This window comes from Streptomyces sp. DSM 40868, from assembly GCF_011820545.1.
In the GTDB taxonomy this organism is placed as follows: Bacteria; Actinomycetota; Actinomycetes; order Streptomycetales; family Streptomycetaceae; genus Streptomyces; species Streptomyces eurythermus.
In genome coordinates this window covers 769,947-792,741 of sequence record NZ_CP050504.1, presented here as the reverse complement: position 1 = coordinate 792,741, position 22,795 = coordinate 769,947, and the positions used below count along the sequence as shown (strand labels likewise).

Sequence of the window (22,795 nt, the reverse complement as noted above, 5' to 3'; positions counted from 1 at the left end):
GGGGTCGGGCGCCTGGTTCGGGTCTCAGCGTGACGCGCCTAAACGCAATCCGTTTGCGTTAAGGAACCGTAGGCCCTAGAGTCCAGCTAACGCAAACATTTAGCTTTTGGTGTCGGGGCTGCTCCGCGGCTCCTGCCGTACGAACCCACTCGGACCAGCCCGGACCACCCCAGACCGCGCTCCCAGGGAGAACGCCCATGTCCTCCGCCGAACTCACCCCAGCGGAGGCGGCCCGCTGGGCCGCCCGCGCCGGGCTCCCGCTGCCCGCCGACCGGCACGCCGTGGTCGCGGCCACCGCCGACCACATCCACTCCGTCGTCGCGGTCCTGCGGGAGCTGGACTTCGGGGACACCCCGCCCGCCCTCGCCTACCGCGCGGAACAGGAGACGCACGATGCAGCCGTATGAACTTCCGCTGAGCGACGCGGCCGAAGCCATCCGGACCCGGCAGCTGTCCCCCGTCGAGCTGGCGGACTCCGTCCTCCAGCGCGTCGAGCGGGTGGAGCCGCACCTCCATGCCTACGTCGCCGTCGCCGCCGAACACACCCGCCGGGCCGCGCGCGAAGCCGAGAGCGAGATCGCGGCCGGCCGTCACCGCGGTCCGCTGCACGGCATTCCGATGGCCCTGAAGGACCTGATCGACGTCGCGGGCATGCCGACCACGGCCAGTTCCCGGGTCAGGGCCGGTCACAGCGCGCGGGCCGACAGCACGGTCGCCGCCCGGCTGTCGGCGGCCGGCGCGCTCCTGGTCGGCAAGACCCACACCCACGAGTTCGCCTACGGCCTGACCACCCCGCAGACCGGCAACGCCTGGGACACCGGCCGGGTCGCGGGCGGCTCCAGCGGAGGATCCGCCGTGGCCGTCGCCGCGGGCACCGCCACCTTCGGCCTCGGCACCGACACCGGAGGGTCGATCCGGGTACCCGCCGCGCTGAACGGAGTGGTCGGTCTGAAGCCGACCTACGGCCTCGTCCCCCGCCACGGCGTCACCTCGCTGTCCTGGTCGCTCGACCACGTCGGCCCGATCACCCGCACCGTCGAGGACGCCGCCCTGGTCCTCGCCGCCCTCGCCGGCCATGACCCCCGCGACCCCGCCTCCCTGACCGCCCCCGCAACGGACTACCGGCCGGGCGCCGGCACGGACCTCACGGGGCTGCGCGTCGGCGTGCCCCGCAACTACTACTTCGAGCACGTGGACGTGGAGGTGGAAGCCGCCGTCCGGCACGCGATCGACCGGCTCGCGGCCCTCGGCGCACGCCTCGTGGACGTCGAGATCCCCATGACCCGCTACATCCAGGCCACCCAGTGGGGCCTGATGGTGCCCGAGGCCACCGCCTACCACGAGAGCACCCTGCGCACGGTCCCCGAGCTGTACCAGGCCGACGTCCGCGTACTCCTCGAGGCCGGCGAACTGATGCCCGCGGGGGACTATCTGCGCGCCCAGCGCTCCCGCACCCTCATGCGGCGGGAGTGGGCGCACATGCTGCGGGAGGTCGACCTGATCGCCGCCCCCACCGTCCCGGCGACCGCGGTCAAAGCCGGCCAGGAGACGATCACCTGGGCCGACGGCACCGTCGAGAGCGTCTCCGACGCCTACGTACGCCTGTCGTCCCCCGCCAACATCACCGGAGTGCCCTCCCTGACCGTGCCGGTCGCCCACGACGCGGCGGGCCTGCCGATCGGCATGCAACTGCTCGGGCGACCGCTCGGAGAGAGCGTGCTCCTGCGGGCCGGCCACGCCTACCAGCAGACCCGGCCCGCGCCCACACTCGCACCGGCGGCCTGACACCCCGATGCCGAACGGAGACAGGCCGCCCGGCTAGAAGCAATGGATGAGCTTTAAGCTGGTTTCCATGAGCAGGCAGATGGTGCGTCCCGGCGGGCGCAGCGCCCGGATCCAGGCGTCCGTGCACGCCGCCGTACGCGAACTCGCGGCGGAGCTGGGCCGGGACGCCCTGACGGTTCCGCTGGTCGCCCAGCGCGCGGGCGTGACGCCTTCGACGATCTACCGCCGCTGGGGGGACCTGCAGGAACTGTTGTCGGACGTCGCGGTGGAGCGGCTGCGGCCCGACACCGAGCCCGAGGACCACGGCACCCTGTCGTCCGACCTGACCGCCTGGGCCGAGCAGTTCCTCGACGACATGGCCGCCCCCGCCGGCCGCGCCTACATCCGTGACGCGCTGCTCGGCGACCCGGACGGCGGCAACGCAGGCCGGTGCTCCGACTACGCCGCCGCGCAGATCGACGTCATCCTCACCCGGGCCGCCGAACGCGGCGAGCACACCCCCGAGACCGAGACGGTCATCGACCACGTCGTGGCCCCCCTGATGTACCGCATCCTCTTCCGCCCGGACGGACTCGACGCCTCCTACGCGCGGCGACTCGTGGCGGGAGTGCTCGCCCCGAACCGCCGGTGACCAAGGGCCGCGCGGCCCGTATCGTGGTCCCCCGGCGAAGGGGAGGGGTGCAGCCATGGCTCCAGGCCCTTCTCCTCACCGCCGAGGACCTGGGCGAGGACTACGCCCGCCGGCCGGTGCCCTCCCGCTCGCCCGGCGAACCCACCGGTTCCGTGAAGGGATGCCGTTCCCTGGAACGGTTGCCGTGCGAGCAGCCGCTCAAGGACCTCGCGGGCCCGGTCGCCAGTGGCAGGTCCGGTTGTCAGTGGTGGATGGAAGACTGTCCGGCATGATCGAAGCGAACCCGAAAGCGGACTTTCTCCGATACCTGCAAGAGGCGCGGGACGCGCTGCTGTGGAAGCTCGACGGGCTCTCGGAGTACGACGTCCGCCGTCCGCTGACCCCGACCGGAACCAACCTGCTGGGGCTGGTCAAACATGTCGCCGGCGTGGAACTGGCGTACTTCGGCGACACCTTCGGACGCCCGTTCTTCGACAAGGAGCCGCCGCCCTGGTGGTACACACAGGACGCGGAACCCAACGCGGACATGTGGGCCACCGCGGAGGAGTCACGGGAAGAGATCGTGGGGCTGTACCGCCAGGCGTGGGAGCACTCGGACGGCACGATCGAGACGCTGGCACTCGACGCGACCGGTCACGTCCCGTGGTGGCCCGAGGAGCGGCGCGAGGTGACCCTCCACCACGTCCTGGTGCGCGTGATCTGCGACACCCAGCGCCATGCCGGCCACGCCGACATCGTGCGCGAACTCATCGACGGATCCGCGGGGTACACGCCGGACAAGGACAGCCTGCCGGCGGCGGACCGGGCCTGGTGGGAGAACCACCACCGCCGGCTGGAGCGCGTGGCCCGGGACGCCGGCGGGAACTGACCGCGCCCCGCTGCCACCGGCCCGGCGGATCAGGCCTCGGCGTCCTCATCCGCGCTCCCGGCCTCCGCCCGCAGTTTCGCCGACCGCTCGCGCGGGTCGTAACGCGGTCCCACGCCCTCGATCAGCAGCACGTCCCCCTCGATGTGGTCGGTCCGCAGCCGAAGGATCTCCTGGTACGCGGGGGAGACGTACCAGGCACGGGCCGTGGGCAGGTCCGGGAACTCGATCAGCACCATGCTGCCGGGCCAGGTGCCCTCCACCACCTCGGCCGGCGGACCGTGGATGACGAAGCGTCCGTGGAAGGGGTCGAGGGTGCCTTGGATGCGCTCCAAGTACTCCAGGACGTCGGGGTGATGACGACGGTTGCGGAGATGCGCGAAGCCGTAAGCGGGCACGACGGGTTCCTTTGCCGGATCGTTCGCGTCCCCGTGCGGGACGACGCTCCGAACGTAGCCGCGAGCCGCACGGCGCGGCGATTACCAGGGAGGTAAGGAACACCGCGCCGTGCCGTCCCGGTGCGGCCGGCCTGGCCGGAGGTGAGCCGGTGTCAGGAGACCACGCGCAGGTGGGTCGGCCATCCGATGCGGTTGAGCAGGCGGAACATCTTCTTGATGTCCGCCGGACGCAGTTTGACGCAGCCGTTGGACTTGTAGTCCGTGTCGCCGTCCCACCGTCGGCTCTCGGTGTTCCCCTGGCCGCCGTCACGGTTCATCTCGGAGTGGATGAACATCTCCGTGCGCGTCAGGGTCCCCCGGGAACACTTCATGTCCTGCAGATGGACGGCGTACCCCTTGATGAGACGGCCGTCGTAGAAGGGGTCCTTGAGCTTGATCCTCCAGTTCCCGTTCGGCATCCAGCCCTCGGCGCGGACGCAGTCGTCCTTGACGCCGGTGCCCGAGCCGGCGCGGTAGGTGGCCTGGAGCTTGTCTCCCTCGTAGACGGAGAGCTTCGAGTGGGCGGGCGAGTCCGGGTTCTTGTCGAACACCAGGGTGGTCGCCGGCCCCGCCGCCACGGTCACGGTTCCCGCGGGTGCGTGGGCGGTGGCGGCCGGGGCGAGGGCCGGCACCGCGGTCAGGGCGGCCGCCACCGCCACGGCGGCCGTGATGCCGCGTACGCGCCGTACGTTGCTGCTCATGTGTGTACCTTCTTCTTTCCGCACGGCCTCTTTTGGCCGTGCGCACGCGGGTGCGACAGAGGGTGCCGGGGGGGGGGCGGGCGCCGCGGCCCGCCCCCCGGTTGCCGGGTCAGGCGACGGCCAGCCGGACCTGCGCGGACTTCGTCCCGCCGAAGGTGTACGAGAACTGTTCCCGGACCCCGGAGCCACAGGCGGACTTCGTCTTGTAGCCGCCGTTGCCGGCGTTGATGCGGACCACGGCGCACTTCGTGTCGGCGCGGGTGTCCTCCACCCAGCCGGACACCGTCACCTTGTTGCCCGAGCAGCGCAGGGACCAGGCGGCCCGCGCCCCGTCGATCACCGGCGCGGCCGACGAGGGGCACGTGGCCGCGCTCGCCGGGCCGGCGGCGGCCACGGCCAGGCCGCCGGCCAGAACGGCGGCCGACAGGGCGGACGTGAGGGTCTTGCGGACAGCGGACATGGCTGCTCCTCCAGGTGGATGAGGTCGTGGAAGCCGGACCGGAACACGTCTCGGGGCGCGCCACCGCCGACGGGGGCGGGGCGGCCGGAGCGCCGGTCGCGGCAGCAGCATGGCCGGAGGACCCGGACAGCGGAAGCCCATGCCGGCCGCTTGCCCAGGCACATCCATGCCGCGTCCGGGCGTCGGCGAACAGGGCGTCGATGACCTGCTGTTATGCCTGCGGGAAGGCGAGCCGGCATGACATGCGGACGGCCCCGTGCCACCGTCTCTCACGCGGACGGGGACGGCGGCATGCCCGTGGACCTCTGATACGCCGGGGCGCCGGCCGGAGGACGCTGCCGCACCAGCAGGGCCAGCCAGGTGTCCGGGTCCGCCCTGCCGGTGACGGGCAGGTGGTGGGTGCGCTGGAAGAACCTCATGTCGTCGGCGGTCACCGCGGTGTACTGCCCCGACACCACCGTGCCGCCCTGGCCCACGTTGTCCAGGAGTTCCTGCACCGCCAGGACCATGTGCCCCGAGGAGCCGGGCCCGACCGTCTTCACCAGCTCCGGCCAGGTGTCCCGGCCCGCCTTGCCGTCGGACACCAGATGGTGCTTCCTCTGGAAGTCCATGACGGCATCCCGGGTCTCCGCACCGAAGAAACCGTCCGTCCTCACCTTGTAGCCGTGCGCGTTGAGCAGGTGCTGCAACGCGCGGGCACGGGTGTACTGGTCCTCCTTCTTCATCCGCAGCAGCGGCCACTCGTACGGCGACTCGCTCACGCGGAACGCACCGGGAACGCCGTCGGCCGGGACGCCGCGGACCGGGGCGACCAGTGCGTGTACGGCGATCCCGGCGACGAAGGACAGCACGACCGCCGACGTCGGCAGCACCGGGAGCAGCCGGCGGGAGCGGGACCGGCCCCACACGCCGTTCCCGCCCGCCCGTACCGCGTCACCGGCACCGGTGGGGACGGTGCCGATGGAATCGTCGGCTCCAGGGCTGGCACCGGGCTGTTCCACGTGGCCGGTCGCGGTCCTGCCGCCGGCCGGCCGTTGGCGGCCGCTCTCCTCCAGCGCGGCCCGGCACAGCGCCCTGGCCGGTTCCAGCTCCGCCGCCGGGGCCCGCAACTGGGCGTGCAGGGCCTCCACCACCCGCGGAGGAGCGTTCAAGGGGTGCTTCGGATTGAGGTAGCGCGACAGCGTGGTCTGGTCGATGCCCAGTCTCGAGGCCAGCGCCTGCTGTGTCGGCCGGGCACCGCCGGGTGCGCTCCCGGCCTCCTCCCACCAGCGGCGCAGCAACAGCGCCAACCGCGCTCCCGGCGCCCGGTCCTCTTGCTCACGCATGTCCGTGTCCCCCAGTGGTCGTCAGGTGGGTCGGCCGGGCGTCCACGCCGGTGCATGGACGGCATACGGCAGGCCGGCCGGGCATGCCTCGGCATGCATGGACGCATCGGCAACAGCGGCGCAGATCGTAGCGACACGGAAGCCGGCTTCCGGCGAGCCCGCCGGGCAGCCGTCGGCGGCTCCTCGTGGCCATGGGCACCGCGCGGCCGGGCGTGGCAGCGGGCCCCCGCCCGTCGGAGGAGTGAGCGGAGAACCGGTGTGACCACGCGTGCGTTCATCCGGACGAGTGCGCGGTGCGGCGCCGGCCTGACGTGCGTCGGTCACTCACAGGGAGGACGCGATCAGGGAGAGCCGTCTGCCGGGGCCCGGTCCGTCGCGGTCTTCTCCCGGCCGGGGTCGAAGTGTGCCGGGACGTGCCGGAAGAAGAAGTTGTGGATCAGCCGGGCGGTGGCCTTGCTGTCGCCGAAGTACTCCTGGGCCTGGTGGAACTGGCCGGGGTCGAACAGCACGAGCCGGTTCGGCACCATCGCCAGGGAGAGCAGCTCCTGCCACCGGGTGATGTCACCGCCGTCGGCGAGGATCTCCTGGGCGTCCGGACGGCCGCGCAGTTCGGAGAAGTGACGCACTCCGGTGCGGCGGTGGGCGTAGAGGGAGGTGCCGCCACGGCACTGCTCCGCCGTGTTCAGGTAGAGCACGCCCGCCCAGCGGGCCTCGTCGATGTGGATGCGGGCGCCGCGGTGCAGGTTGACCTTCCAGTCCATCGCCGTCGACATGTGCAGATGGTTGGCGATCAGTTCCGCCCGGCTGCCGGGACCCAGCACCTCGCAGATCCGGCCGATGGCCTCCTCCTCCATCCAGCGGGGCGCCGGCGCGGTGCGGTAGGCGAAGGCGCTGTCCGTGCGCGGGGTGAACGCGCGGGACAGCGCGGCGGCCCGGGCACGCTCGAAGTCCGCGTAGACGTCGTCGACGACGATGAGGGAGGCGTGGTCGATGCCGGTGACGGTCATGGCGAGGCTCCTTCGGGGTCACGGGCGGCGGCGGGATCGTGCGCGCCCGAGGCGCCCTCGCGCGCGGAGGTGCCGTCGTGGACACAGGCGCTGTCGCGCGCGGGAACGGCGCGGTCGTGGCCAAAGGCGGCGCGGTCCAGGACGAACGCCGTCACCTCGGCCACGGCCCGGCGCGAGGCGGCCTGGCAGAACCGCTCCACATGGCCGACCGGATAGCCGCTGAGGGTCACCGCGGCCCGGCCGCGCAGCCGTTCGGCGAGGCGCCGGCCGTGCCGGGCGTCGGCCCGGGTGTCGTGGGTGCCGGTCTGGATCAGCACCGGCGGCAGCGGACCGGCGGGCAGCGGCAGGTGGAGCGGCGACAGCGCGGCGAGGGCGGCGCGCTGCTCGGGGCGGGACGGGTCGCCGAGCAGGGCCGTCCAGTACCGGCCGATGCCGAGCGCGGGGAAGCCGACCAGGTCGGTGACCGGGAAGCGCAGGATCCAGCCGTCGAAGAGGCCGGGCTCCAGCAGGACCGCGCGTGCGGCGCCGACCGCGCCCATGCTGTGCCCGAGGACGAACAGGGGCCGGCCGGGCCCGGTGTGCTCGCGCAGGTACCGGGCGGCGTGCAGCAGGTCGTTGTACCCGCGCTCGCCGGACGGCACCCGATGGGCGGGGACCAGCGACCGGGTCACCGCCCGGGCCAGGGTGAGCCGTCCCGCGCGGACGAGGTCCTCCAGCGCGCGTTCCAGCGGGGCGTTGGCGAGGGCGGTGAGCCCGCCGTGCTCCAGCAGCAGGACGGGGCCCGCGGTGCCGGACAGCCGCACCGGGAGCCGGTGGCCGTCGCCCGCCGCGCAGAACCGGGTGGTGCCGGGCGCGGACGCGGGCCAGGGAAGCGTGCGGAGGGTGCGCGGGGCCGGCGTACCGTCCAGGAGCTGTTCGACGTGGCCGGCGGTGCCGCCGTCGGACCGGCGGCCGACCCTCAGCCACAGGGCGCAGCCGGCGTCGGGTGCGGCGGTGACCTCCGGGAACGAGTCCCCGGGCGCGCCCTGGGCGAGAAGGCGCGGTTCGGGGCTGTCGCCGTCGATCCGGTACAGGGCCTCGGTCCCGCCCGCGACCACGGCACGGACGACCACCCCCTGTCGTGTGCCCCAGAACCAGGCCGGGGCCGTCGCGTCCGGGAAGGCGACCGGTTCCCCGGCGGACGGATGCGTCTCGCCGGGCGGAAGGGCGTACAGGACGGCGCGCGGCGTGCCCAGCGCCTCACCGCGCCACCAGCGGTGCGCCCCGAGGACCAGACGGGTGCGCGGGGAGGACGCCGCCGGCAGTTCGGTGACGGTGGGGCGGCCGGATCCGGGGGCGAGGCGCAGCAACCGGTGGGCCGTCACACCGCGTGCCGTCGACTTCACGAGTACGGCGTCCGGGTCGGCCGTCGGCTCCAGGGTGACCAGGGCGTCCGGGACGTCGCCGAGCGGCACCGCCCGGTCGTGCGCGAAGGGTTCACCGGTGCGGTGCACCGCGACCCTGATCCCGTCCACCGGGGGATCCTCCAGGCGGGCGTCCGGCGGGAAACCGGTGTAGACGAAGCCCGGCCCGGCCGGCCCGCCGGTCGCCGACGGCACGCGGGGCAGCCGGACCAGGGCGGGACGGCGGGCGAGCACGCGGTCCGGCGCGCCGGCCTCGGTGAGATGGCCGTAGTCGCCGCCGGGGTGGCCGTACAGCACGGCGGCGGGTCCGGTGTCGGCCGGGTGGACGGAGAGGACCGTGAGGCCGTCGGGCCCCTCGGGCAAGGCGACCTCGCTCACCCCGGAAGCGTCCCCGCGCAGCAGCCGTGCCCCGCTCTCCGCGTCCTGCCACCAGTAGCCGGCCGCCCCGACGGCCAGCAGCCCGTGCACCGCCACCGGCTCCGGCACACCGGACGGACGACGCTCCCCGTACGCGCACATCCCGCGTCAGCCCTGCTCGTTGGAGGCGAGTTCGTGCCGTCCGGCGGCCAGGTACAGGCCGCCCAGGACCAGCAGCGCGGCGGCCAGGCAGCCCGTGATCGCCTGGGTGGGGAAGCTGTCCGAGGCGGGGGAGCGGACCAGCAGTACGCAGTACGTGAACGGGTTCACCGCGGCCAGGGCCCGCATGAACAGCGGCAGCCCGTCCAGGGAGTAGAACAGCGGGGCCGTCATGACCAGCGGAAGGCTGAACAGGGACGTCATCAGGTCGCGCTTGCTGTAGCTGTTGATCCCGAATCCCAGCGCGCACCCGGTCAGCACGGTCAGCAGACACACCAGCACCGCCAGCCCCGCCATTCTCAGGTCCTGGACCGGACTGCCGCGCCCCAGCAACTGCTTGAGGACGCAGATGGCCGCGATCTGCACGGTCGCGACCACGGTGTTCGCCGCCAGGATCGAGCCGACGTACTGCGGGAAGGACACGTCCGTGGTCCGGGCGACCGCGTACACGCCCCACTTGCGGTCGTTGGCGACGTCGCCCATGCACCAGAACAGGGCGCGTACGGCGATCACCACGAGGACGCCCGCGTAGGCGAAGTCGTCGTAGGCCATGCCGTCGACCCGGGTACCGGCGACCAGGGTGTCCAGTCCGGTGACCATGAACAGGAAGTAGGCGGGGGCCTCGATGACCCGGCTGAGGTGGCTGGTCCGCCAGTTCCACACGCTGAGCAGGTGGAAGCGGGCCAGCGTCAGGGAGGTCTTCACTGCTGCACCGTCACAGTCTCGGTCTCGGGGTCGGGCGTGCGTTCGGCGTAGCGGGCGAGATAGACGTCGCGCAGGGACTGCTTCTCGGCGCTGAGGTCCTGCACCCGCAGCTCGGAGGGCAGCCAGGCGAGGACCGGGCGCAGCCCCGTGGCCAGCGGCACCCGCACCGACAGCCCCGCGCGGTCCGCCGCCGTCGTCAGGGACCACTCCGCCGGCAGCGCGCGGGCGAGCCGTTGCGGCATGGTGTCCGGCATCGGCTCGGCGAACACGACGTTCACCTCCATCGTGGCCCCGGCCCGGCGGACGAACTCCGCGACGGGCAGATGGGCGCGCAGCCTGCCCTCGTCCAGCAGGACCAGGTCGGAGGCGGTCCGCTCGACGGCGTCCAGGTCGTGCGAGGAGACCAGCACCGTGCTGCCCGCGGCGGCGCGGCCGCGCAGATGCTCCATCACCAGCTCACCGGCCGCCGGATCGAGACCGGCCGTCGGCTCGTCCAGCACGTAGACGGCCGCGTCGGCCACCAGCGCCCGTCCGATCTGCACGCGCTGCAACTGCCCGCCCGAGATGTACTCGGCCTGCCGGGAGCGGACCTTGTCCAGGTCCAGCAGTTCCAGCACCCGGTCCACGGCGGCGACCGGCGTGCCCGTCAGCCGTGCCACCAGCTCGATGTTCTGACGCACCGTCAACGACCAGTCGACCATGGTCCGCTGGGGCGCCCACATGATCCGGCCGCGCCCGACGCCGGTGGTGACCGTGCCGGAGGTGGGGCGGATCAGCCCCGAGACGATGTTCAGCAGCGTCGACTTCCCCGCGGCGTTGTGGCCCACCACGGCCAGCAGGGTGCCGGGCTCCACGGCGAAGGAGACGTCGATGAGGGCCTCCGTCCCCGTGCGGTAACGCTTGGTGACGTGATCGACGGTCAGGCTAGGCACCGAAGTACTCCTCCACAAGGTCCGCGCCCGCCTCCTCGCCGCCCTCGGCGGGCAGCGTCAGCAGGCTTCGTGCTCGGTCGGTCGCGAGCGTGCCCTCCAGCCACGACCAGGCCCCGGCCGGCCACACCCGCGGCACCGGCCCGCCCGGCTCCAGCACCGGCGGGGCGGGCGTGCCGGTGCGCCGTACGGCGACCAGGCGCACCGGCCGCAGCCGTCGCCCGACGGGCACGACCGCGCCCAGGCCCTCCGGCCGGGCGAGCACCACCTCACCGCTCACCGTGCAGAAGGAGCGGCGCTGTTCCAGCCCGGCCAGGGCGCCCTCGCGCATCGCGGCCAGCGTACGGCCGCGCACCCCGGTCGGCGTGAGATACGGCCGGGCCGCGCCGGTGGCGCGCTCGACCACCAGCAACTGGTCCGAGGCCAGGGCCCAGCCGCGCGCGAGGAGCACCAGGCCGAGGCTGGTCTTGCCGCTGTGCGGTGCGCCGAAGAAGGCCACGCAGCGGCCCGCGCGCACCAGCACCGTGGCCTGCGCCGCGGCGACCGTGTCGCGCAGGGCCCGGAACGGCGGCAGCGGCGACGGCACCGAGGACCAGCGGGTGAAGCGGCGCTCCTCGATGAGGTCGCCGCCGGGCTCCGCGCACAGCCGGAAGGACTTCGGTACGTCGTCCTTGGCCAGCAGCGAGCGCAGGAACCCGCCCTCGCCGGCGGACAGGTCCACCCGGTACCGGGGCCGCGCCCCGTCCCGGGCCCGGTGCGGACCGAAGAAGAAGTCCAGGTCCACGGCGTCCGCCGGCGTGCACCGCACCCGGACCACGGTGCCGAAGAAGTCGAGGACGCGCTCGGCGCCCGGGTCACCCGGCACGGCGGCTCCCTCCGACGGTCAGCTGTTCGCACGTCTCCAGCAGGGGCGCCAGGTGCCGGTGCGGATCCCAGGCGACGCGCATGACGGGCCCGTCGGCGCGCGCGGTGAAGCGGTCGCCGCGGGCCAGATCCAGGCGCCAGGACAGCCGGTACGGCCGGTCGGACGGGGCGCAGCGGCCGAGCCGCTGCGGGCGCACCATCCAGGTGCTGCCCCAACGGGTGGGCACGCACGGCGCGCCGGCCAGCAGCGAGGCGTCGAGCCACGGCAGCAGCGGCAGGCTGCGCGCCCGGACGCCGACGGGCCGGCCGTAGTAGTACAGCCGTCCCCTGGTACGGCGGTCCAGCACCAGCAGGTCGTCGGAGACGAACCGCCAGCCGAGGCGCAGCAGATGGGCGACGACGACCGACTTCCCGGTGCCGCTGGCCCCGGTGACCGCCAGCGCCCGGCCCTCGTCGTCCGGGGCGGCCAGGGCGGCACCGTGCCGCAGGCGCACCCGGTCGCGCAGCGGCGGCAGGCCGAAGGGCGGCACCGGCGAGGGCAACCGGGCCTGGACGCCCCACTCCTCGTACAGCAGCCAGGGCCCGTCCGGCGTGCGCCACCAGACGCGCTTGGGTGTCGCCGTGCCGAGGGCCGCGGTGAGGCAGCCGTCCCCGTCCGCCTCCAGCCGCACGCTCAACTCCGCGTCGGCGTGCGTCTGTTCCGGTACGAGGTGGTCGTCGAGGTAGTAGCGCAGGTGGTCGGCGTCGCGAGGGTGCGCGCAGTGGAAGTCCACGGTCGTGCCGAGGAAGCGGGCCCGGACGGCCGGGTGCGTGCGGTCAGGCATCGAGACCGGCCTCCCTACCCTGCTCGCGCTGCCAGGCGGTGAGTTCCTCGCTGATGGCCCGCCGGTCGGCCCGGTAGCCGGGCTCCTCGAAGGGCATGCCCCGCACCCGGCTCGGGATCAGGGAGCAGGCGTGTTCCCGAGGGCTGAGGAGGCTGTCGAACATCCGCCACGGAAACTCCACGCTCAGCCCGAGCGCGCCCCGTTCGTCCCACAGCCCGCTGCCGGGGCGCAGCTCGCACTCGGTCAGGTACTTGGGCGCGGGGAGGCCCGCCCGGCGGTGCGCGCGGATCTCCGCCAGCAGGCGCCGACGGTGGTCCGGCGTCTCCTTGGGATGGCCGATCATCACACCCCACACGCTGCGCATGCCCAGCGAGCGGGCCGCGCGGAGCATCCGGACGCCCTCCTCGACGCTCTGCCGCTTGTCCATCAGCGCCAGATGGTCCTCCAGCAGGGTCTCGATGCCGAGTTGTACGGTCACCCGGCCGAGCCGGGCCAGCTGCCGCAGCCGTTCCCGGCCGAAGTCGGGCCGTATCTCGCAGAAGACGCGGTAGTCGTGCCGCTCCCCGGAGGCGTCCAGCGCCTGGGTCAGGCGCGGGGGCAGCGCGGTGTCGAGGAACTGGAAGCGGCGCTGCCCGTACGTCCGGGCCAGGTGGGCCATCTCGGCCAGTACCCGGGCCGGGTCGTGCATCTTGAACCGGGCGTCGTAGGCGTCGTTGAAGTTGCAGAAGTCGCACCGGTCCCAGTAACAGCCGCGGGACAGCTCCAGGCTCACCACCAGCCGGTCGCGCAGCCAGGGCCGGCGCGTCCCGGCCGCGACGAGGGCGGACTGCTCGGCGTACCCCTCCTTGAAGGTGTGCGCCCGGCCGGCCACGAGCCGGCGCCGCCCCTGAAGGGCGTGGTGCACGGCGTCGCCGAGGACGTCCTCGGCCTCCCCGTACACCACCACGTCCACCTCCTCGTGCCGGGCGAGGACGTCCCGGGCCACCTGCGAGGAGCCGAAGTACCCCCCGAGGACCACCCGCGGCCGGGGCACACCCCTGGTCCGGGCGGCGCGGGCCGCGCGGCGGGCCAGCAGCAGGCTGGGCAGCAACTGGAAGTGGGTGCTGGTCAGGCACAGCACCTCGGTGCCCACGAGGCGTTCGGCCAGCCGGTCCAGATACGCGTCGAACAGCTCCCGCAGCCGCGTCTCGTCCTCGGCGCCGGCGAGGATCTCGGTCCGGGCCAGCTCGGCGCGTTCGGCCCGGTGGGCGGGGGCCGGCGGCGACCACAGGGGCAGCAGGGCGACGTCGGAGGCGAAGTGCCGGTTGGTGAACAGCTTGTACGCGCTCTCCGGCAGGCCCCGGCCGCGCGCGAAGGCGTAGAACTCCATGTGCGCCGGCAGGAACCGGGCCCGGCAGCCGAGCCGCCGCAGCCGCCGGGTGATGAGCACGGCCGGGTAGCAGGTCGCGAAGGGGGTGAAGAAGGGCAGCGAGACCACGGCGACGGTGGCCGCGGGCGCGGCGCGGAGGACCGGCGTCAGCGACAGGGGTGCGGGGCTTGGCGTCATCCGGGGGTCCCTCCGTGCCGTCCGGCGGTGCGAGTGACGTCGTGCGGGTGGTGCGCGATGATGAGGGGTGGTGCGGGTCCGGTGCACCGGCTTGGCCCCGGTGCACCGGACCCGGCCCGTGCGGGCGGATCAGTCCACGACGAACTGCTTGTGCAGGCCGGAGGCCATGATGGCCTCCTCGATCGTGGGCTCGAAGAAACCGTCGTCCTCGAACTCGACCTCCGCCGCGGCGGTGTCCGTCTGCTCCTCTGCCATGGGTTCACCTCCTTCCGGCTACTCGGTGCGCTGACCTGTCCGGGGACTCCACGGACAGGAACCGGGCGATCAGCAGCCGCCACACGAAGGCGCGCAGCCGCGGTAAGGATTCCGGGGCGCAACGCGCGGCCAGCTCGGCCCACTCGAGGCCGCCGCCACCGCCGTGGCGGTCGCGGCCGACGTCTTCGGCGGTGTCGGCGCCCTTGTCCGCGCCGGTGCCTTCGCTCGCGTCGGCGATGAGCCGGGCGGCGGCGGCCCCGGAGGCGGACAGGCGCAGGCGCTGCCCGGTGATCCAGGAGGTCAGGAAGGTGTCGGTGCCCTCGTGGACGAGGCGGGTGCCCGGCGCGAGACGCAAGCGCAGGTCGCCGGTCAGCTGGGCGGCCGAGGTCAGAGTCCGGGCGTCCGGGCCGGCGGCTTCCAGGCACCGGTGGTGCAGCGCGGCCCGCAGCAGCGTGCGTTCGGCCTGGTCCCGGCACACGTCCACGGCGCGCCCGGGCAGCGCGTCCAGCAGTCTGCTCGGCAGGCTGAGGAGGGCTCCGTCCCGGGGTTCGTAGAGGAGGGTCCGGTCGCCGTCGCGCAGCCGGACCACCCAGCCACCCGCCGGTCGCAGCGCCATGTGGTCCCAGCGGGGCCCCGGGCAGGGCACTCGGGGCGGGGCGGTCCGGTGGCTGCCTCGGCGGGAGTCCGCCCGCAGGAAGACGACCTCCTCGGCGGGGCGGTCCGCTGAGTCGGGGGAGCCGCTGAGGATGCGGTCCGCCCGGGCGGCGATGTCCCGGTCCTCCGCGCCGCCCGGCTGCGGAACGGGGCCGACGTAGTCGTAACGCAGCGCCATCTGGAGGTCCTCGCCCGGGTCCGGGGGCTCCAGGCGCACCTGGTACTCCTCCGGGGCGGCGGCCACCGGGGACAGCGCGTCCAGGACGAACGGGCCGATGCCGAAGGTGCTGTCCGGCACGCCGTACCGCTCCCGCGACCGGGCGAGGCTCGCGGCCGCGAACTCCACGGTGCGGGCCGTCTGCCAGCGCGCCTCGCCGGGGAACCCGGCGATCCCGAAGAGGTGGACGCTGATGCCGGACGCGAGCAGCGCGTCCAGATTGGGCGCGATCCAGGACGCCTTGATGTCCTTGCGCATCCGGTCGAGGACGTCCTGGTTGTACGACTCCAGGCCCAGGTCGAGCCGGCGGCACCCGGCGGCGTACAGCGCGTTGGTCAGACGGCGGTCGATGGTGGGGGAGAAGCGGGTCTCGCCGTACCAGCGGTAGTCGCGGCCGGCCAGCCCGCGGGCCAGGCCGCGCATGCTGCGGACGGTCAGGATCTCGTCCACGAACTGGAAGTGCCGGATGCCGTGGCGCCGGTGCAGCTCGTCCAGCTCCGCGACGACCGCCTCCGGGGCGCGCATCCGGAACGCGTCCGAGGCGAAGGGGATCGCGCAGAACGCGCACTTCCAGGCGCAGCTGCGGGAGGCGATGACGGGCAGGACGGGTCCGGGCGCGAGGTAGCCGTCGGTGAGCGGGTGGTCGGTGAAGTCGGGCACCGGCAGTTCGCCGAGCGAGGCGGTCACGGGCGGGCAGCGGTGCAGGGTGTCGCCGTCGGGTACGACGATGCCGGGCACACCGTGCGGGCTCCGGCCCGAGAGCAGCCGGTCCACGAGGGCCACGACCGACTCCTCGCCCTCGTAGCACACGAGGGAGTCCACCAGGGTGAAGAACGGGTGCCCCGGCCGCAGCCGGTCGGCGATCCGGGTGACGAAGTTGCCGCCGAGGGTGATGTGCGCGCCGGGCCGCTCGCGCCGGACCAGCCGTGCGGCCGTCAGCGCGGCGATGAGCTGGGAGTCGGCGGACACCGACAGCCCGACCACTTCGAGGTCCGGCAGCGCGCGCAGCCGGGGCACCAGGACGCGCTCGAAGACGTGCAGGTACGGGTTGTGCACGGGGTCGGTGACCGCGCGCATCACCTGCGCGCTGGAGACGGGGCGGTGGCGCAGGTCGAACCGGTCGAAGCTCAGCCGGGAGCCCGGGGTGAGGGCGGCCATGCCGTCGAGGACGGCATGGCACACGGCGGTGGCGGCCCGGTGGCCGTCGATGTCCTCCACGGAGGCCGGCGAGCGCAGGAACGCCGCCGCGCGGTCCACCGCGGACCGTGCCGCCTCGAACTGGTCGAGGGACCGGCCGGTCAGCGTCTCCGACCGGTGGGCCGCGTAGTCACCGGCCCCGTCCCGGCTGAGCAGGTGGCGCATCGTCTCGGCGGACAGGTCGAGCGCGCGGGCGGCCACCCCGTGGCGGCGCAGCACGGCCAGCAGGAGGGGTACGGCGAGATGAGGGGCGTACGGGTTCCACAGCGGCGGGTTGATCAGCAGGACGCGGGGTGAGGAGGGGGCGGTGTCCGGAGCATCGGCTGTAGCGGGGGTGTCGGGGGTGGGGGGAGTATCGGACGGGGGTGCGGGATTGCGTGGGTGCATGGGCTCACCTCGTCCCGTTCCGGGAAATGGTCCGGCCTTCACGGTTTCTGAAACGTCAGGGTTTTTACGCCGTCACGGTTTCTACGACGTCACGGCTTTCACGACTTCGTGACTGCGAGACTTCGTGACTTCACGGCGAAGGCACGGAGGAGCGGTCGGTGTAGGTTCCCTCGCCGTCCCAGCGGCCGATGCGTCCGGGGACGAAGGTGTGCCGCACCGCGTCCGCGTGTGGGCTCCAGGGCTGCCCGAGGAGACGGCGGGTCAATTCTTCGAGCGGGCTTTTCGGTTCCGGTCCGTCGGCGAGATGCAACGGCGCTTCGAGTGCCACGACCGGATTGGAGATGAACCGGGGGCGCCCTCGGGGATTGGGTGCCGACTGATGAGCGGTCAGCGGGTGCAGGATCCAGGCGTCACCGGCTTTTCCGGTCAGGGAGAGGTGCCGCGCCGGGTCCCCGACGAAATCCCGGGCGGGAATGTGCGCGCTGGTCAGCCCGGCCGGATGGCGGGCCAGGTGCCGGAGGATGCCGGCGGTGGCCGAGGGGGCCGCGAGCGTGGCGCCCTCGCCCTCCTCCACGTCGCTCCACAGCACGAACAGCAGGAGCGCCTGTTCGGGGCTGTCCGGATGGTGCACGAAGAAGTCACCGTCCACGTGCCAGCTGTCGGCCAGTCCGGTGGTACGGAAGTTGCAGATCAGGGCGTTGCCGAGCCGGGCCGGCCGCTTGATCCGGCCGGCTCCGCCGAGCAGGGTGCACACGGCCGCCCAGAGTGTGGGCGCCACGTCGGCGAGGTCGGCGACGCGGGTCGGAGGCAGCGAGGTGACGCCGGGCGGCACCGTGAGCCGCCCGTCCACGGTGAGTCCCTCCCGGCGGAGCGTGGTCTCGAAGAATACCTGGAGTCGCGATCCGGGGCTGAGGTCGAGCGCATTTCTCACACGGACGTACCCGTGCCGGAGAAAGGAGGACACGAGAGAGACATGAGCCAACGGAGCCCCCCGTACTTCGTCTGACTGAGCCCTGAAAGGAATGGCGTCGAATGAGGGAGTGATGGGGAGGGTGGTCAATCCTCGCCGATCATCGATGAATCGCTCATCGACGGAACCGAGTCATCGGTGGAAGTGAATCATCGGTGGAACGCTGATTCATCGGTGCGGTGGGATGCTAGCAGCGCCCACTTCGCGACGTCCATCAACGTGTGCTGCCCGTACGGATCTCCAGAACTCCGCAAAGCGGACACCAGGCTTCTCAAACATGGGGATTTCCCACGCGGGTGGAGAGAAGCGAGTGATCTCGACATTGCTCCTTTCGACAGGTCGCCGGGGGAAAGCCGGACCGGCCCGTCGCCGGGAACGGACACCGCGCTGTGCGCCGTGGATCGACACCCATGCACGCCTCCCATAGGCCGAACATAACCCGTACGAGTGACGACGAAATTCCCTTGCGGGCAGGTGCGGTGATCGCCCTACGGTTGCTCCTCGTGACGATCGAGATGCCCTACCAGCCACTTCCGATCGACCAGTCGGACGTGCGCTACGTCCACGGACCCGATTCCGCTCCGCAGCCGGGCGTGCCCGCCGGCGAGACGGTCGCGTTCGAGTGGGGGGACAGCGAGGTCTACCCGGGCACCGTTCGGAAGTTCTGGGTGCACGTGCCCGCACGGTACGACCCGGCGGAACCGGCGTCCTTGATGGTGTTCCAGGACGGATGGTGGTACCTGGACCCCGCGGGGGAGGTGCGCGGCGCGATCGTCCTGGACAACCTCGTTCATCGCGGCGACATCCCCGTGACCATCGGCGTGTTCGTCGACCCCGGTGTCTTCCCCGGCGCGGAGAACCCGAAGAACCGCAACAACGAGTACGACGCCTTCGACGACCGGTACGTCACCTTCCTCCTCACCGAGATCATCCCTCGGGTCGCGGAGCGCTATGCCCTCGCCCGGTCGCCCGAAAGGTGGGGCATCTGCGGTGGGAGCAGCGGCGGCAATTGCGCCTTCACCGCCGCGTGGCTGCGCCCGGACAAGTTCCGTCGCGTCATCGGATACCTGTCCAGCTTCGCGCAGATGCCGGGCGGCAATCCCTACCCGGACCTCGTCTCCCGCACCCCCCGCAAGCCGCTGCGCGTCTTCCTGCAAGGCGGCCACCGCGACCTGCGCTGGAACGAGCCACTGCGGAACTGGCTGGCCGAAAACCTGCGTGTGGCAGCCTCCCTCGCCGAAGCGGGCTACGACTTCCGTCTCGTCTTGGGGGACGGCGGACACAGCCCCAACCACGGAGGCGTCCTGCTCCCGGACGCTCTGCGCTGGCTGTGGCGGCCGAACGAGGACGGCCCCGGCGGCCTGAGGGGTTCTGACACCGGGTGATCAAGTACGAGACGCCGTTCGAGGCCCGGGCTCAAAGGTCGAGGTCGCGCCTGTCGACGGTGAGTTCGCCATTCAGGATCACCATGCCGAGGTCACGGACGCTGCCGATGTCCGCGGTGGGATCGGAGTTCAGTACGAGCAGGTCGGCGCGCCTGCCGGGGGCCACCGCGCCGAGGTCGGGGCGGACGCACTGCCGCGAGGCGCCGCTGGTGCCCGCGGCCAGCACCTGCGCGGGCGTCATCCCGGCCGCCACCATGAGTTCGGCCTCTTCCAGCGTGTTGGCCCCGAACAGGCCCCGGCCGCTGAAGGTGTCGCTGCCCAGCGCGATGTGCACGCCGGCCTCGGCGACCTTCTTGAGGTTGCCACGGGCGTCCGGGTGGGCGTCGTCGATCCAGAGCGTGGGCGTGTAGGTGATGCCGTGGTCGAGCATCAGGTCGATGAGCGAGTGATCGGTGAGGGGCTCGACGGTGACACCGTGCTCCAGGCCGTCCGCCCCCGCCTCGATCGCCTCGCGCGCCGCGGCCTGCTCGGTGGTGTGCACGGTCACCCGAAGGCGCCGCTCGTGACCGGCCTCGATCCCCGCGCGCAGGAGGTCGAGGGGGAGCCGTACCAGCTCGACACCGTCCGGGAAGGCGGGATTCCACCAGAGGTACCCCGGTCCGCCGGAGTGCGCGCACGCGCCTTCCGACAGGAGTTTGATCGCGTCCACCTCACGGTCGGCGAGGTGGTGCACGAGGTCGCGGATCTGCCGCACGCTGTCGACCTCTCCCGTGAACCGCTCGCGCGCCCACGGGTTGTCGCCGAAGACCGTGACGGCGGGATGCCCGTCGCGTCCGGTGATGCCGCAGCCGGTCGCCGGCAGTCGAGGGCCTCTCAGCGCGCCCGCGGCGATTCTGGACCGCGTGTCCAGGACGCCGTCCGTCGGATCGCCCACCGACTTGACGGTGGTGATCCCGTGGTCGAGGAACAGCCTCGGCTTCCCAGGAGTCCGTGCTCCTCGAAGGCCCGCAGGGAGTCCGGACCGGAGACCGCGTGCACGTCGTAGAGGTGAATATGCGTGTCGATCAGGCCGGGCATCACCCACCCTTCGGCCGCGTCCACCTCCCGTCTGCCCCTGAGCGGCCCGGCCGAGACGGACGCGATCTCTTGGCCGTCGACGGCGACGTCGTACAGGCCGGCGAGCGCCTGGTGGCCGTCGAAGACATGGGTGCGCCTGATCACGAGGTCGTGGATCGCGGGGCCGCGAGCCTCGGCGTTCACGGTCGTTTCGGATTCCTGAGGCATCGCTCTCCTCTTGGCGTGTAGGCCGAGTCGCGCGACGTGGTGCTCCCCGTCGCGCGGTGGACGGTCCTCGCCCGTGGGCTACCGGCTCTACAGGGGCGCTTCTCAGGGCCGGGCGGGACTTGCCGCCCACACCGTGGGGGTTCGGCCCGACCAGGGGCTCGCCTGTTCCAGTTGGCCGGCGAGGCGGAAGAGGCGGCCTTCGTGTCCGTGACCCGCGGCGAACTGCATACCGATCGGGAGCCCTGTCTCGGTGTCGGCCGTCACGGGCACGGACATGGCGGGCATGCCCGCCACGTTGAACGCCATGGTGAACGGTGAGCGGTCGTTGAGGCGGTCGATCCAGCCGAGGCCGTCCAGCGCCTCCGCTCCCTCGGCGTAGCTGCCCAGGGGCATGGGAAGTTCCGGCAGCGTGGGGGTGAGGAGGATGTCGTGGACGTCGAAGGACCGCGCCAGGCTTCGGGCGACCCGGTTCCGGATGGTGAGGGCGGTGACGAACTGGGCGCCGCTGACCCGCTGCCCGTATCGGTAGCCGGCGAGGGTGGGCGCTTCGAGGGTGGAGGAGTCGACCGGCCGGCCGAAGGCGGTGGCCAGTTCGTCGATCTGGGCCGTCAGATTCGCCGCCATCAGGCGGGCGTTGGCCAGGACGAACTCCTCCCAGTGCGCCCCGAGGCCGGCCTCCGCCTCCTCCACCCGGTGGCCGAGGGATTCGAGCAGGCGCACCGTGCGGGAGAGGGCGTCGGCCACGGGCGGGGTGGTGCGGCGGCCGCCCCACGCCTGGGAGAGCACCCCGATCCGCAGCGAGCCCGGAGGGCGGGTGACTTCCTCCGCGTACGGCCGGGACGGTTGCCGCGCGGAGTAGGGGTCGCCCGGTTCCGGGCCGCTGATCCGGTCGAGCAGTGCGGCACTGTCGCGTACGGTGCGACTGAGGGTGCCGTGCACGGCCAGGCCGTTGAAGACCTCGTCGAAGTCGGGGCCCATGGAGACCCGGCCACGGGTGGGCTTCAGTCCGAACAGGCCGTTGTAGGCGGCCGGGACGCGCAGTGAGCCGGCGGCGTCGGTGCCGTGTGCGATCGGGACCACCCCGGCGGCGACAGCCGCGCCCGCGCCCCCGCTGGATCCCCCCGCACTCCGCTCCGGGTCCCACGGGTTGCGGGTCGGGCCGTACAGCAGTGGTTCCGTCGTGATGCTGTAGGCCATCTCCGGTGTCGCGGTACGCCCGAACGTCACGAGGCCGGCCCGACGGAAGCGCGCCATCAGGCAGGAGTCGGCGCGCGCGACGTTGCCGGCCGCGAGGCGGCTGCCCAGCTCCGTGCGCCTGCCGGCCATGGCGACTCCGATGTCCTTGATCAGGAAAGGCACCCCGGCCAGCGGTGCGCTGCCGGCGCCGGGCGCGTCGTCGGCCGGCCAGGTCTCCACGATGGCGTTGATCCGCGGATTGACCGCCTGTGCGGCCTGCCGTGCGGCTGTTTCCACTTCGGCGGGGGTCACCTCGCCTTTGGCCATCAGCTCCGCGAGCCCGACCGCGTCGAAGCTCACGTACTCGGAAATCCTCACAGTCACTCCCAGCAGAGCGGAACGATACCAACGGGTCTCTGATGAGACCGAACGGTATCGCATGGAACGGACTGGTACCGTAGCGGTGGGCAGGGGCCCGACAGCCGGACCGGACGTCACGGAGCAGCCATGGAAGCGACCGCCAGAAGGCCGGGCAGGGTGGCCAAGCTGCCACCTCGTGAGCGCATCCTCGACGCGGCGGAAGAGCTCTTCCAGAGCGAGGGGATCCGGCGGGTGAGCGTCCAGGCGATCGCCGAGAGGGCCGAGACCACCAAAATGGCGATCTACCGGCACTTCGAGACCAAGGACGCCCTGGTCGCGGAGTGGCTGCGGATCGTCGCCGCCGACTACCAGGCGGCCTTCGACCGGGTCGAGGCCGAACACCCCGGCCGCCACAGGGAGCAGATCCTCGGTCTGGCCCGCTTCATCGCCGAAGGGCTGCCGGCCATCTCGCACCGGGGCTGCCCGTTCATCAACTCCCTGGCCGAACTGCCCGACCGCTCCCATCCCGCGCGGCGAGTGATCGAGGAGCACAAGGCCCGCCAGACCCGCAGACTGGTCGGCATGTGCGCCGAGGCCGGGCTGACCGACCCTGAGCAGGCCGCGGCCGAGATCACCTTCGTACTCGAAGGCGCGCAGGTCAGCACGCAGAACGGAAGCGTCGACCAGGCGGGGGACCGGTTGATGAGGACCGTCGAGGGCATCCTGGACCGGTACCGCTCCCCCCTCGGCGCAACCCCCGCCACTACCGGCTGACCGCCCGCACCCGCGGTCCCGGCACGGGGCACCCCGGGGCGTTTCCGGGCCCGGGGTCATCGGCCCGGCGGGCACCGC

The 22,795-nt window shown here is 72.7% G+C and carries 23 protein-coding genes; 6 read left to right on the top strand and 17 right to left on the bottom strand.

What is annotated here, in order from left to right; genetic code table 11:
• Positions 1 to 197: 197 nt before the first annotated feature.
• From HB370_RS03585 to HB370_RS03570, 4 genes are all read left to right on the top strand, one after another.
• Entirely contained in the window at positions 198 to 407 is a 210-nt protein-coding gene (locus HB370_RS03585; protein ID WP_030776025.1) for a hypothetical protein, read from the top strand.
• Positions 394 to 1,785 (top strand): Asp-tRNA(Asn)/Glu-tRNA(Gln) amidotransferase GatCAB subunit A, encoded by a 1,392-nt coding sequence (locus HB370_RS03580; RefSeq protein WP_030776029.1) that lies wholly within the window; start codon positions 394 to 396, stop codon positions 1,783 to 1,785. Before HB370_RS03585 ends, HB370_RS03580 begins: the two co-directional genes overlap by 14 nt.
• 67 nt (positions 1,786 to 1,852) lie before the next feature.
• The gene (locus tag HB370_RS03575; RefSeq protein WP_030776030.1) at positions 1,853 to 2,416 is read left to right on the top strand and encodes a TetR/AcrR family transcriptional regulator; all 564 of its coding nucleotides are present in this window, start codon (positions 1,853 to 1,855) and stop codon (positions 2,414 to 2,416) included.
• 268 nt (positions 2,417 to 2,684) lie between these two features.
• Positions 2,685 to 3,284 carry a DinB family protein gene (locus HB370_RS03570; RefSeq protein ID WP_030776033.1) on the top strand — a complete coding sequence of 200 codons (600 nt, stop codon included), beginning with the start codon at positions 2,685 to 2,687 and terminating at the stop codon, positions 3,282 to 3,284.
• 29 nt (positions 3,285 to 3,313) lie between these two features.
• Here HB370_RS03570 and HB370_RS03565 read toward each other — a convergent pair whose 3' ends face one another.
• The 14 genes from HB370_RS03565 to HB370_RS03505 form a co-directional block, all read right to left on the bottom strand.
• Positions 3,314 to 3,679 (bottom strand): DUF1330 domain-containing protein, encoded by a 366-nt coding sequence (locus tag HB370_RS03565; protein WP_030776035.1) that lies wholly within the window; start codon positions 3,677 to 3,679, stop codon positions 3,314 to 3,316.
• Between the two features lie 152 nt (positions 3,680 to 3,831).
• Entirely contained in the window at positions 3,832 to 4,419 is a 588-nt protein-coding gene (locus HB370_RS03560) for a L,D-transpeptidase (protein WP_030776038.1), read from the bottom strand.
• A gap of 109 nt (positions 4,420 to 4,528) precedes the next feature.
• Positions 4,529 to 4,879, bottom strand: coding sequence for a hypothetical protein (locus HB370_RS03555; RefSeq protein WP_030776041.1), 351 nt, complete (start codon positions 4,877 to 4,879; stop codon positions 4,529 to 4,531).
• Between the two features lie 269 nt (positions 4,880 to 5,148).
• Complete coding sequence (locus HB370_RS03550) at positions 5,149 to 6,204, bottom strand: peptidoglycan-binding protein (RefSeq protein ID WP_030776042.1); 1,056 nt, start codon at positions 6,202 to 6,204, stop codon at positions 5,149 to 5,151.
• Between the two features lie 341 nt (positions 6,205 to 6,545).
• A complete protein-coding gene (locus HB370_RS03545) occupies positions 6,546 to 7,211 on the bottom strand; it encodes a DUF6445 family protein (RefSeq protein WP_030776045.1) in 666 nt (221 codons plus the stop codon).
• The gene (locus HB370_RS03540) at positions 7,208 to 9,133 is read right to left on the bottom strand and encodes a prolyl oligopeptidase family serine peptidase (RefSeq protein WP_167512937.1); all 1,926 of its coding nucleotides are present in this window, start codon (positions 9,131 to 9,133) and stop codon (positions 7,208 to 7,210) included. The genes HB370_RS03545 and HB370_RS03540 overlap by 4 nt, the downstream gene beginning before the upstream one ends.
• Positions 9,134 to 9,139: 6 nt before the next feature.
• Entirely contained in the window at positions 9,140 to 9,895 is a 756-nt protein-coding gene (locus HB370_RS03535) for an ABC transporter permease (RefSeq protein ID WP_030776051.1), read from the bottom strand.
• The gene (locus HB370_RS03530; protein WP_037700199.1) at positions 9,892 to 10,827 is read right to left on the bottom strand and encodes an ABC transporter ATP-binding protein; all 936 of its coding nucleotides are present in this window, start codon (positions 10,825 to 10,827) and stop codon (positions 9,892 to 9,894) included. Before HB370_RS03530 ends, HB370_RS03535 begins: the two co-directional genes overlap by 4 nt.
• Positions 10,820 to 11,689, bottom strand: a complete 870-nt coding sequence (locus HB370_RS03525) for a hypothetical protein (RefSeq protein WP_030776056.1) — start codon at positions 11,687 to 11,689, stop codon at positions 10,820 to 10,822. Before HB370_RS03525 ends, HB370_RS03530 begins: the two co-directional genes overlap by 8 nt.
• The gene (locus HB370_RS03520; RefSeq protein ID WP_030776058.1) at positions 11,679 to 12,512 is read right to left on the bottom strand and encodes a hypothetical protein; all 834 of its coding nucleotides are present in this window, start codon (positions 12,510 to 12,512) and stop codon (positions 11,679 to 11,681) included. The genes HB370_RS03525 and HB370_RS03520 overlap by 11 nt, the downstream gene beginning before the upstream one ends.
• Positions 12,505 to 14,058, bottom strand: a complete 1,554-nt coding sequence (locus tag HB370_RS03515; RefSeq protein ID WP_030776060.1) for a radical SAM protein — start codon at positions 14,056 to 14,058, stop codon at positions 12,505 to 12,507. The genes HB370_RS03520 and HB370_RS03515 overlap by 8 nt, the downstream gene beginning before the upstream one ends.
• A 129-nt stretch (positions 14,059 to 14,187) precedes the next feature.
• Positions 14,188 to 14,313: a hypothetical protein gene (locus HB370_RS42430; RefSeq protein ID WP_267925859.1), complete on the bottom strand. Its 126-nt coding sequence runs from the start codon at positions 14,311 to 14,313 to the stop codon at positions 14,188 to 14,190.
• Between the two features lie 4 nt (positions 14,314 to 14,317).
• A complete protein-coding gene (locus tag HB370_RS03510; protein ID WP_030776063.1) occupies positions 14,318 to 16,768 on the bottom strand; it encodes a radical SAM protein in 2,451 nt (816 codons plus the stop codon).
• A gap of 130 nt (positions 16,769 to 16,898) precedes the next feature.
• Complete coding sequence (locus HB370_RS03505; protein ID WP_342450954.1) at positions 16,899 to 17,732, bottom strand: phytanoyl-CoA dioxygenase family protein; 834 nt, start codon at positions 17,730 to 17,732, stop codon at positions 16,899 to 16,901.
• Positions 17,733 to 18,241: 509 nt separating this feature from the next.
• Here HB370_RS03505 and HB370_RS03500 point away from each other — a divergent pair.
• Positions 18,242 to 19,123: an alpha/beta hydrolase-fold protein gene (locus HB370_RS03500; protein WP_030776070.1), complete on the top strand. Its 882-nt coding sequence runs from the start codon at positions 18,242 to 18,244 to the stop codon at positions 19,121 to 19,123.
• Positions 19,124 to 19,154: 31 nt separating this feature from the next.
• On the opposite strand, the gene HB370_RS03495 is transcribed toward HB370_RS03500, so the two are convergent.
• The 3 genes from HB370_RS03495 to HB370_RS03490 all read right to left on the bottom strand — a co-directional run bounded on the left by HB370_RS03495 (position 19,155) and on the right by HB370_RS03490 (position 21,961).
• A complete protein-coding gene (locus tag HB370_RS03495) occupies positions 19,155 to 20,057 on the bottom strand; it encodes an amidohydrolase family protein (protein ID WP_244405397.1) in 903 nt (300 codons plus the stop codon).
• Entirely contained in the window at positions 19,997 to 20,407 is a 411-nt protein-coding gene (locus HB370_RS41670; RefSeq protein WP_244405395.1) for a hypothetical protein, read from the bottom strand. The genes HB370_RS03495 and HB370_RS41670 overlap by 61 nt, the downstream gene beginning before the upstream one ends.
• Positions 20,408 to 20,509: 102 nt before the next feature.
• Complete coding sequence (locus HB370_RS03490; protein WP_030776073.1) at positions 20,510 to 21,961, bottom strand: amidase; 1,452 nt, start codon at positions 21,959 to 21,961, stop codon at positions 20,510 to 20,512.
• A gap of 129 nt (positions 21,962 to 22,090) precedes the next feature.
• On the opposite strand from HB370_RS03490, the gene HB370_RS03485 reads away from it, so the two are divergent.
• Complete coding sequence (locus HB370_RS03485) at positions 22,091 to 22,717, top strand: TetR/AcrR family transcriptional regulator (RefSeq protein ID WP_030776076.1); 627 nt, start codon at positions 22,091 to 22,093, stop codon at positions 22,715 to 22,717.
• Positions 22,718 to 22,795: the final 78 nt, after the last annotated feature.

Bases quoted from the DNA above. Each gene is read 5' to 3' on its own strand.
- HB370_RS03545 (WP_030776045.1), bottom strand. From the start codon at position 7,211: ATGACCGTCACCGGCATCGACCACGCCTCCCTCATCGTCGTCGACGAC.
- HB370_RS03485 (WP_030776076.1), top strand. From the start codon at position 22,091: ATGGAAGCGACCGCCAGAAGGCCGGGCAGGGTGGCCAAGCTGCCACCT.
- HB370_RS03510 (WP_030776063.1), bottom strand. From the start codon at position 16,768: ATGCACCCACGCAATCCCGCACCCCCGTCCGATACTCCCCCCACCCCC.
- HB370_RS42430 (WP_267925859.1), bottom strand. From the start codon at position 14,313: ATGGCAGAGGAGCAGACGGACACCGCCGCGGCGGAGGTCGAGTTCGAG.
- HB370_RS03560 (WP_030776038.1), bottom strand. From the start codon at position 4,419: ATGAGCAGCAACGTACGGCGCGTACGCGGCATCACGGCCGCCGTGGCG.
- HB370_RS03540 (WP_167512937.1), bottom strand. From the start codon at position 9,133: ATGTGCGCGTACGGGGAGCGTCGTCCGTCCGGTGTGCCGGAGCCGGTG.
- HB370_RS03520 (WP_030776058.1), bottom strand. From the start codon at position 12,512: ATGCCTGACCGCACGCACCCGGCCGTCCGGGCCCGCTTCCTCGGCACG.
- HB370_RS03550 (WP_030776042.1), bottom strand. From the start codon at position 6,204: ATGCGTGAGCAAGAGGACCGGGCGCCGGGAGCGCGGTTGGCGCTGTTG.
- HB370_RS41670 (WP_244405395.1), bottom strand. From the start codon at position 20,407: ATGCCTCAGGAATCCGAAACGACCGTGAACGCCGAGGCTCGCGGCCCC.
- HB370_RS03580 (WP_030776029.1), top strand. From the start codon at position 394: ATGCAGCCGTATGAACTTCCGCTGAGCGACGCGGCCGAAGCCATCCGG.
- HB370_RS03570 (WP_030776033.1), top strand. From the start codon at position 2,685: ATGATCGAAGCGAACCCGAAAGCGGACTTTCTCCGATACCTGCAAGAG.
- HB370_RS03515 (WP_030776060.1), bottom strand. From the start codon at position 14,058: ATGACGCCAAGCCCCGCACCCCTGTCGCTGACGCCGGTCCTCCGCGCC.
- HB370_RS03575 (WP_030776030.1), top strand. From the start codon at position 1,853: ATGAGCAGGCAGATGGTGCGTCCCGGCGGGCGCAGCGCCCGGATCCAG.
- HB370_RS03555 (WP_030776041.1), bottom strand. From the start codon at position 4,879: ATGTCCGCTGTCCGCAAGACCCTCACGTCCGCCCTGTCGGCCGCCGTT.
- HB370_RS03585 (WP_030776025.1), top strand. From the start codon at position 198: ATGTCCTCCGCCGAACTCACCCCAGCGGAGGCGGCCCGCTGGGCCGCC.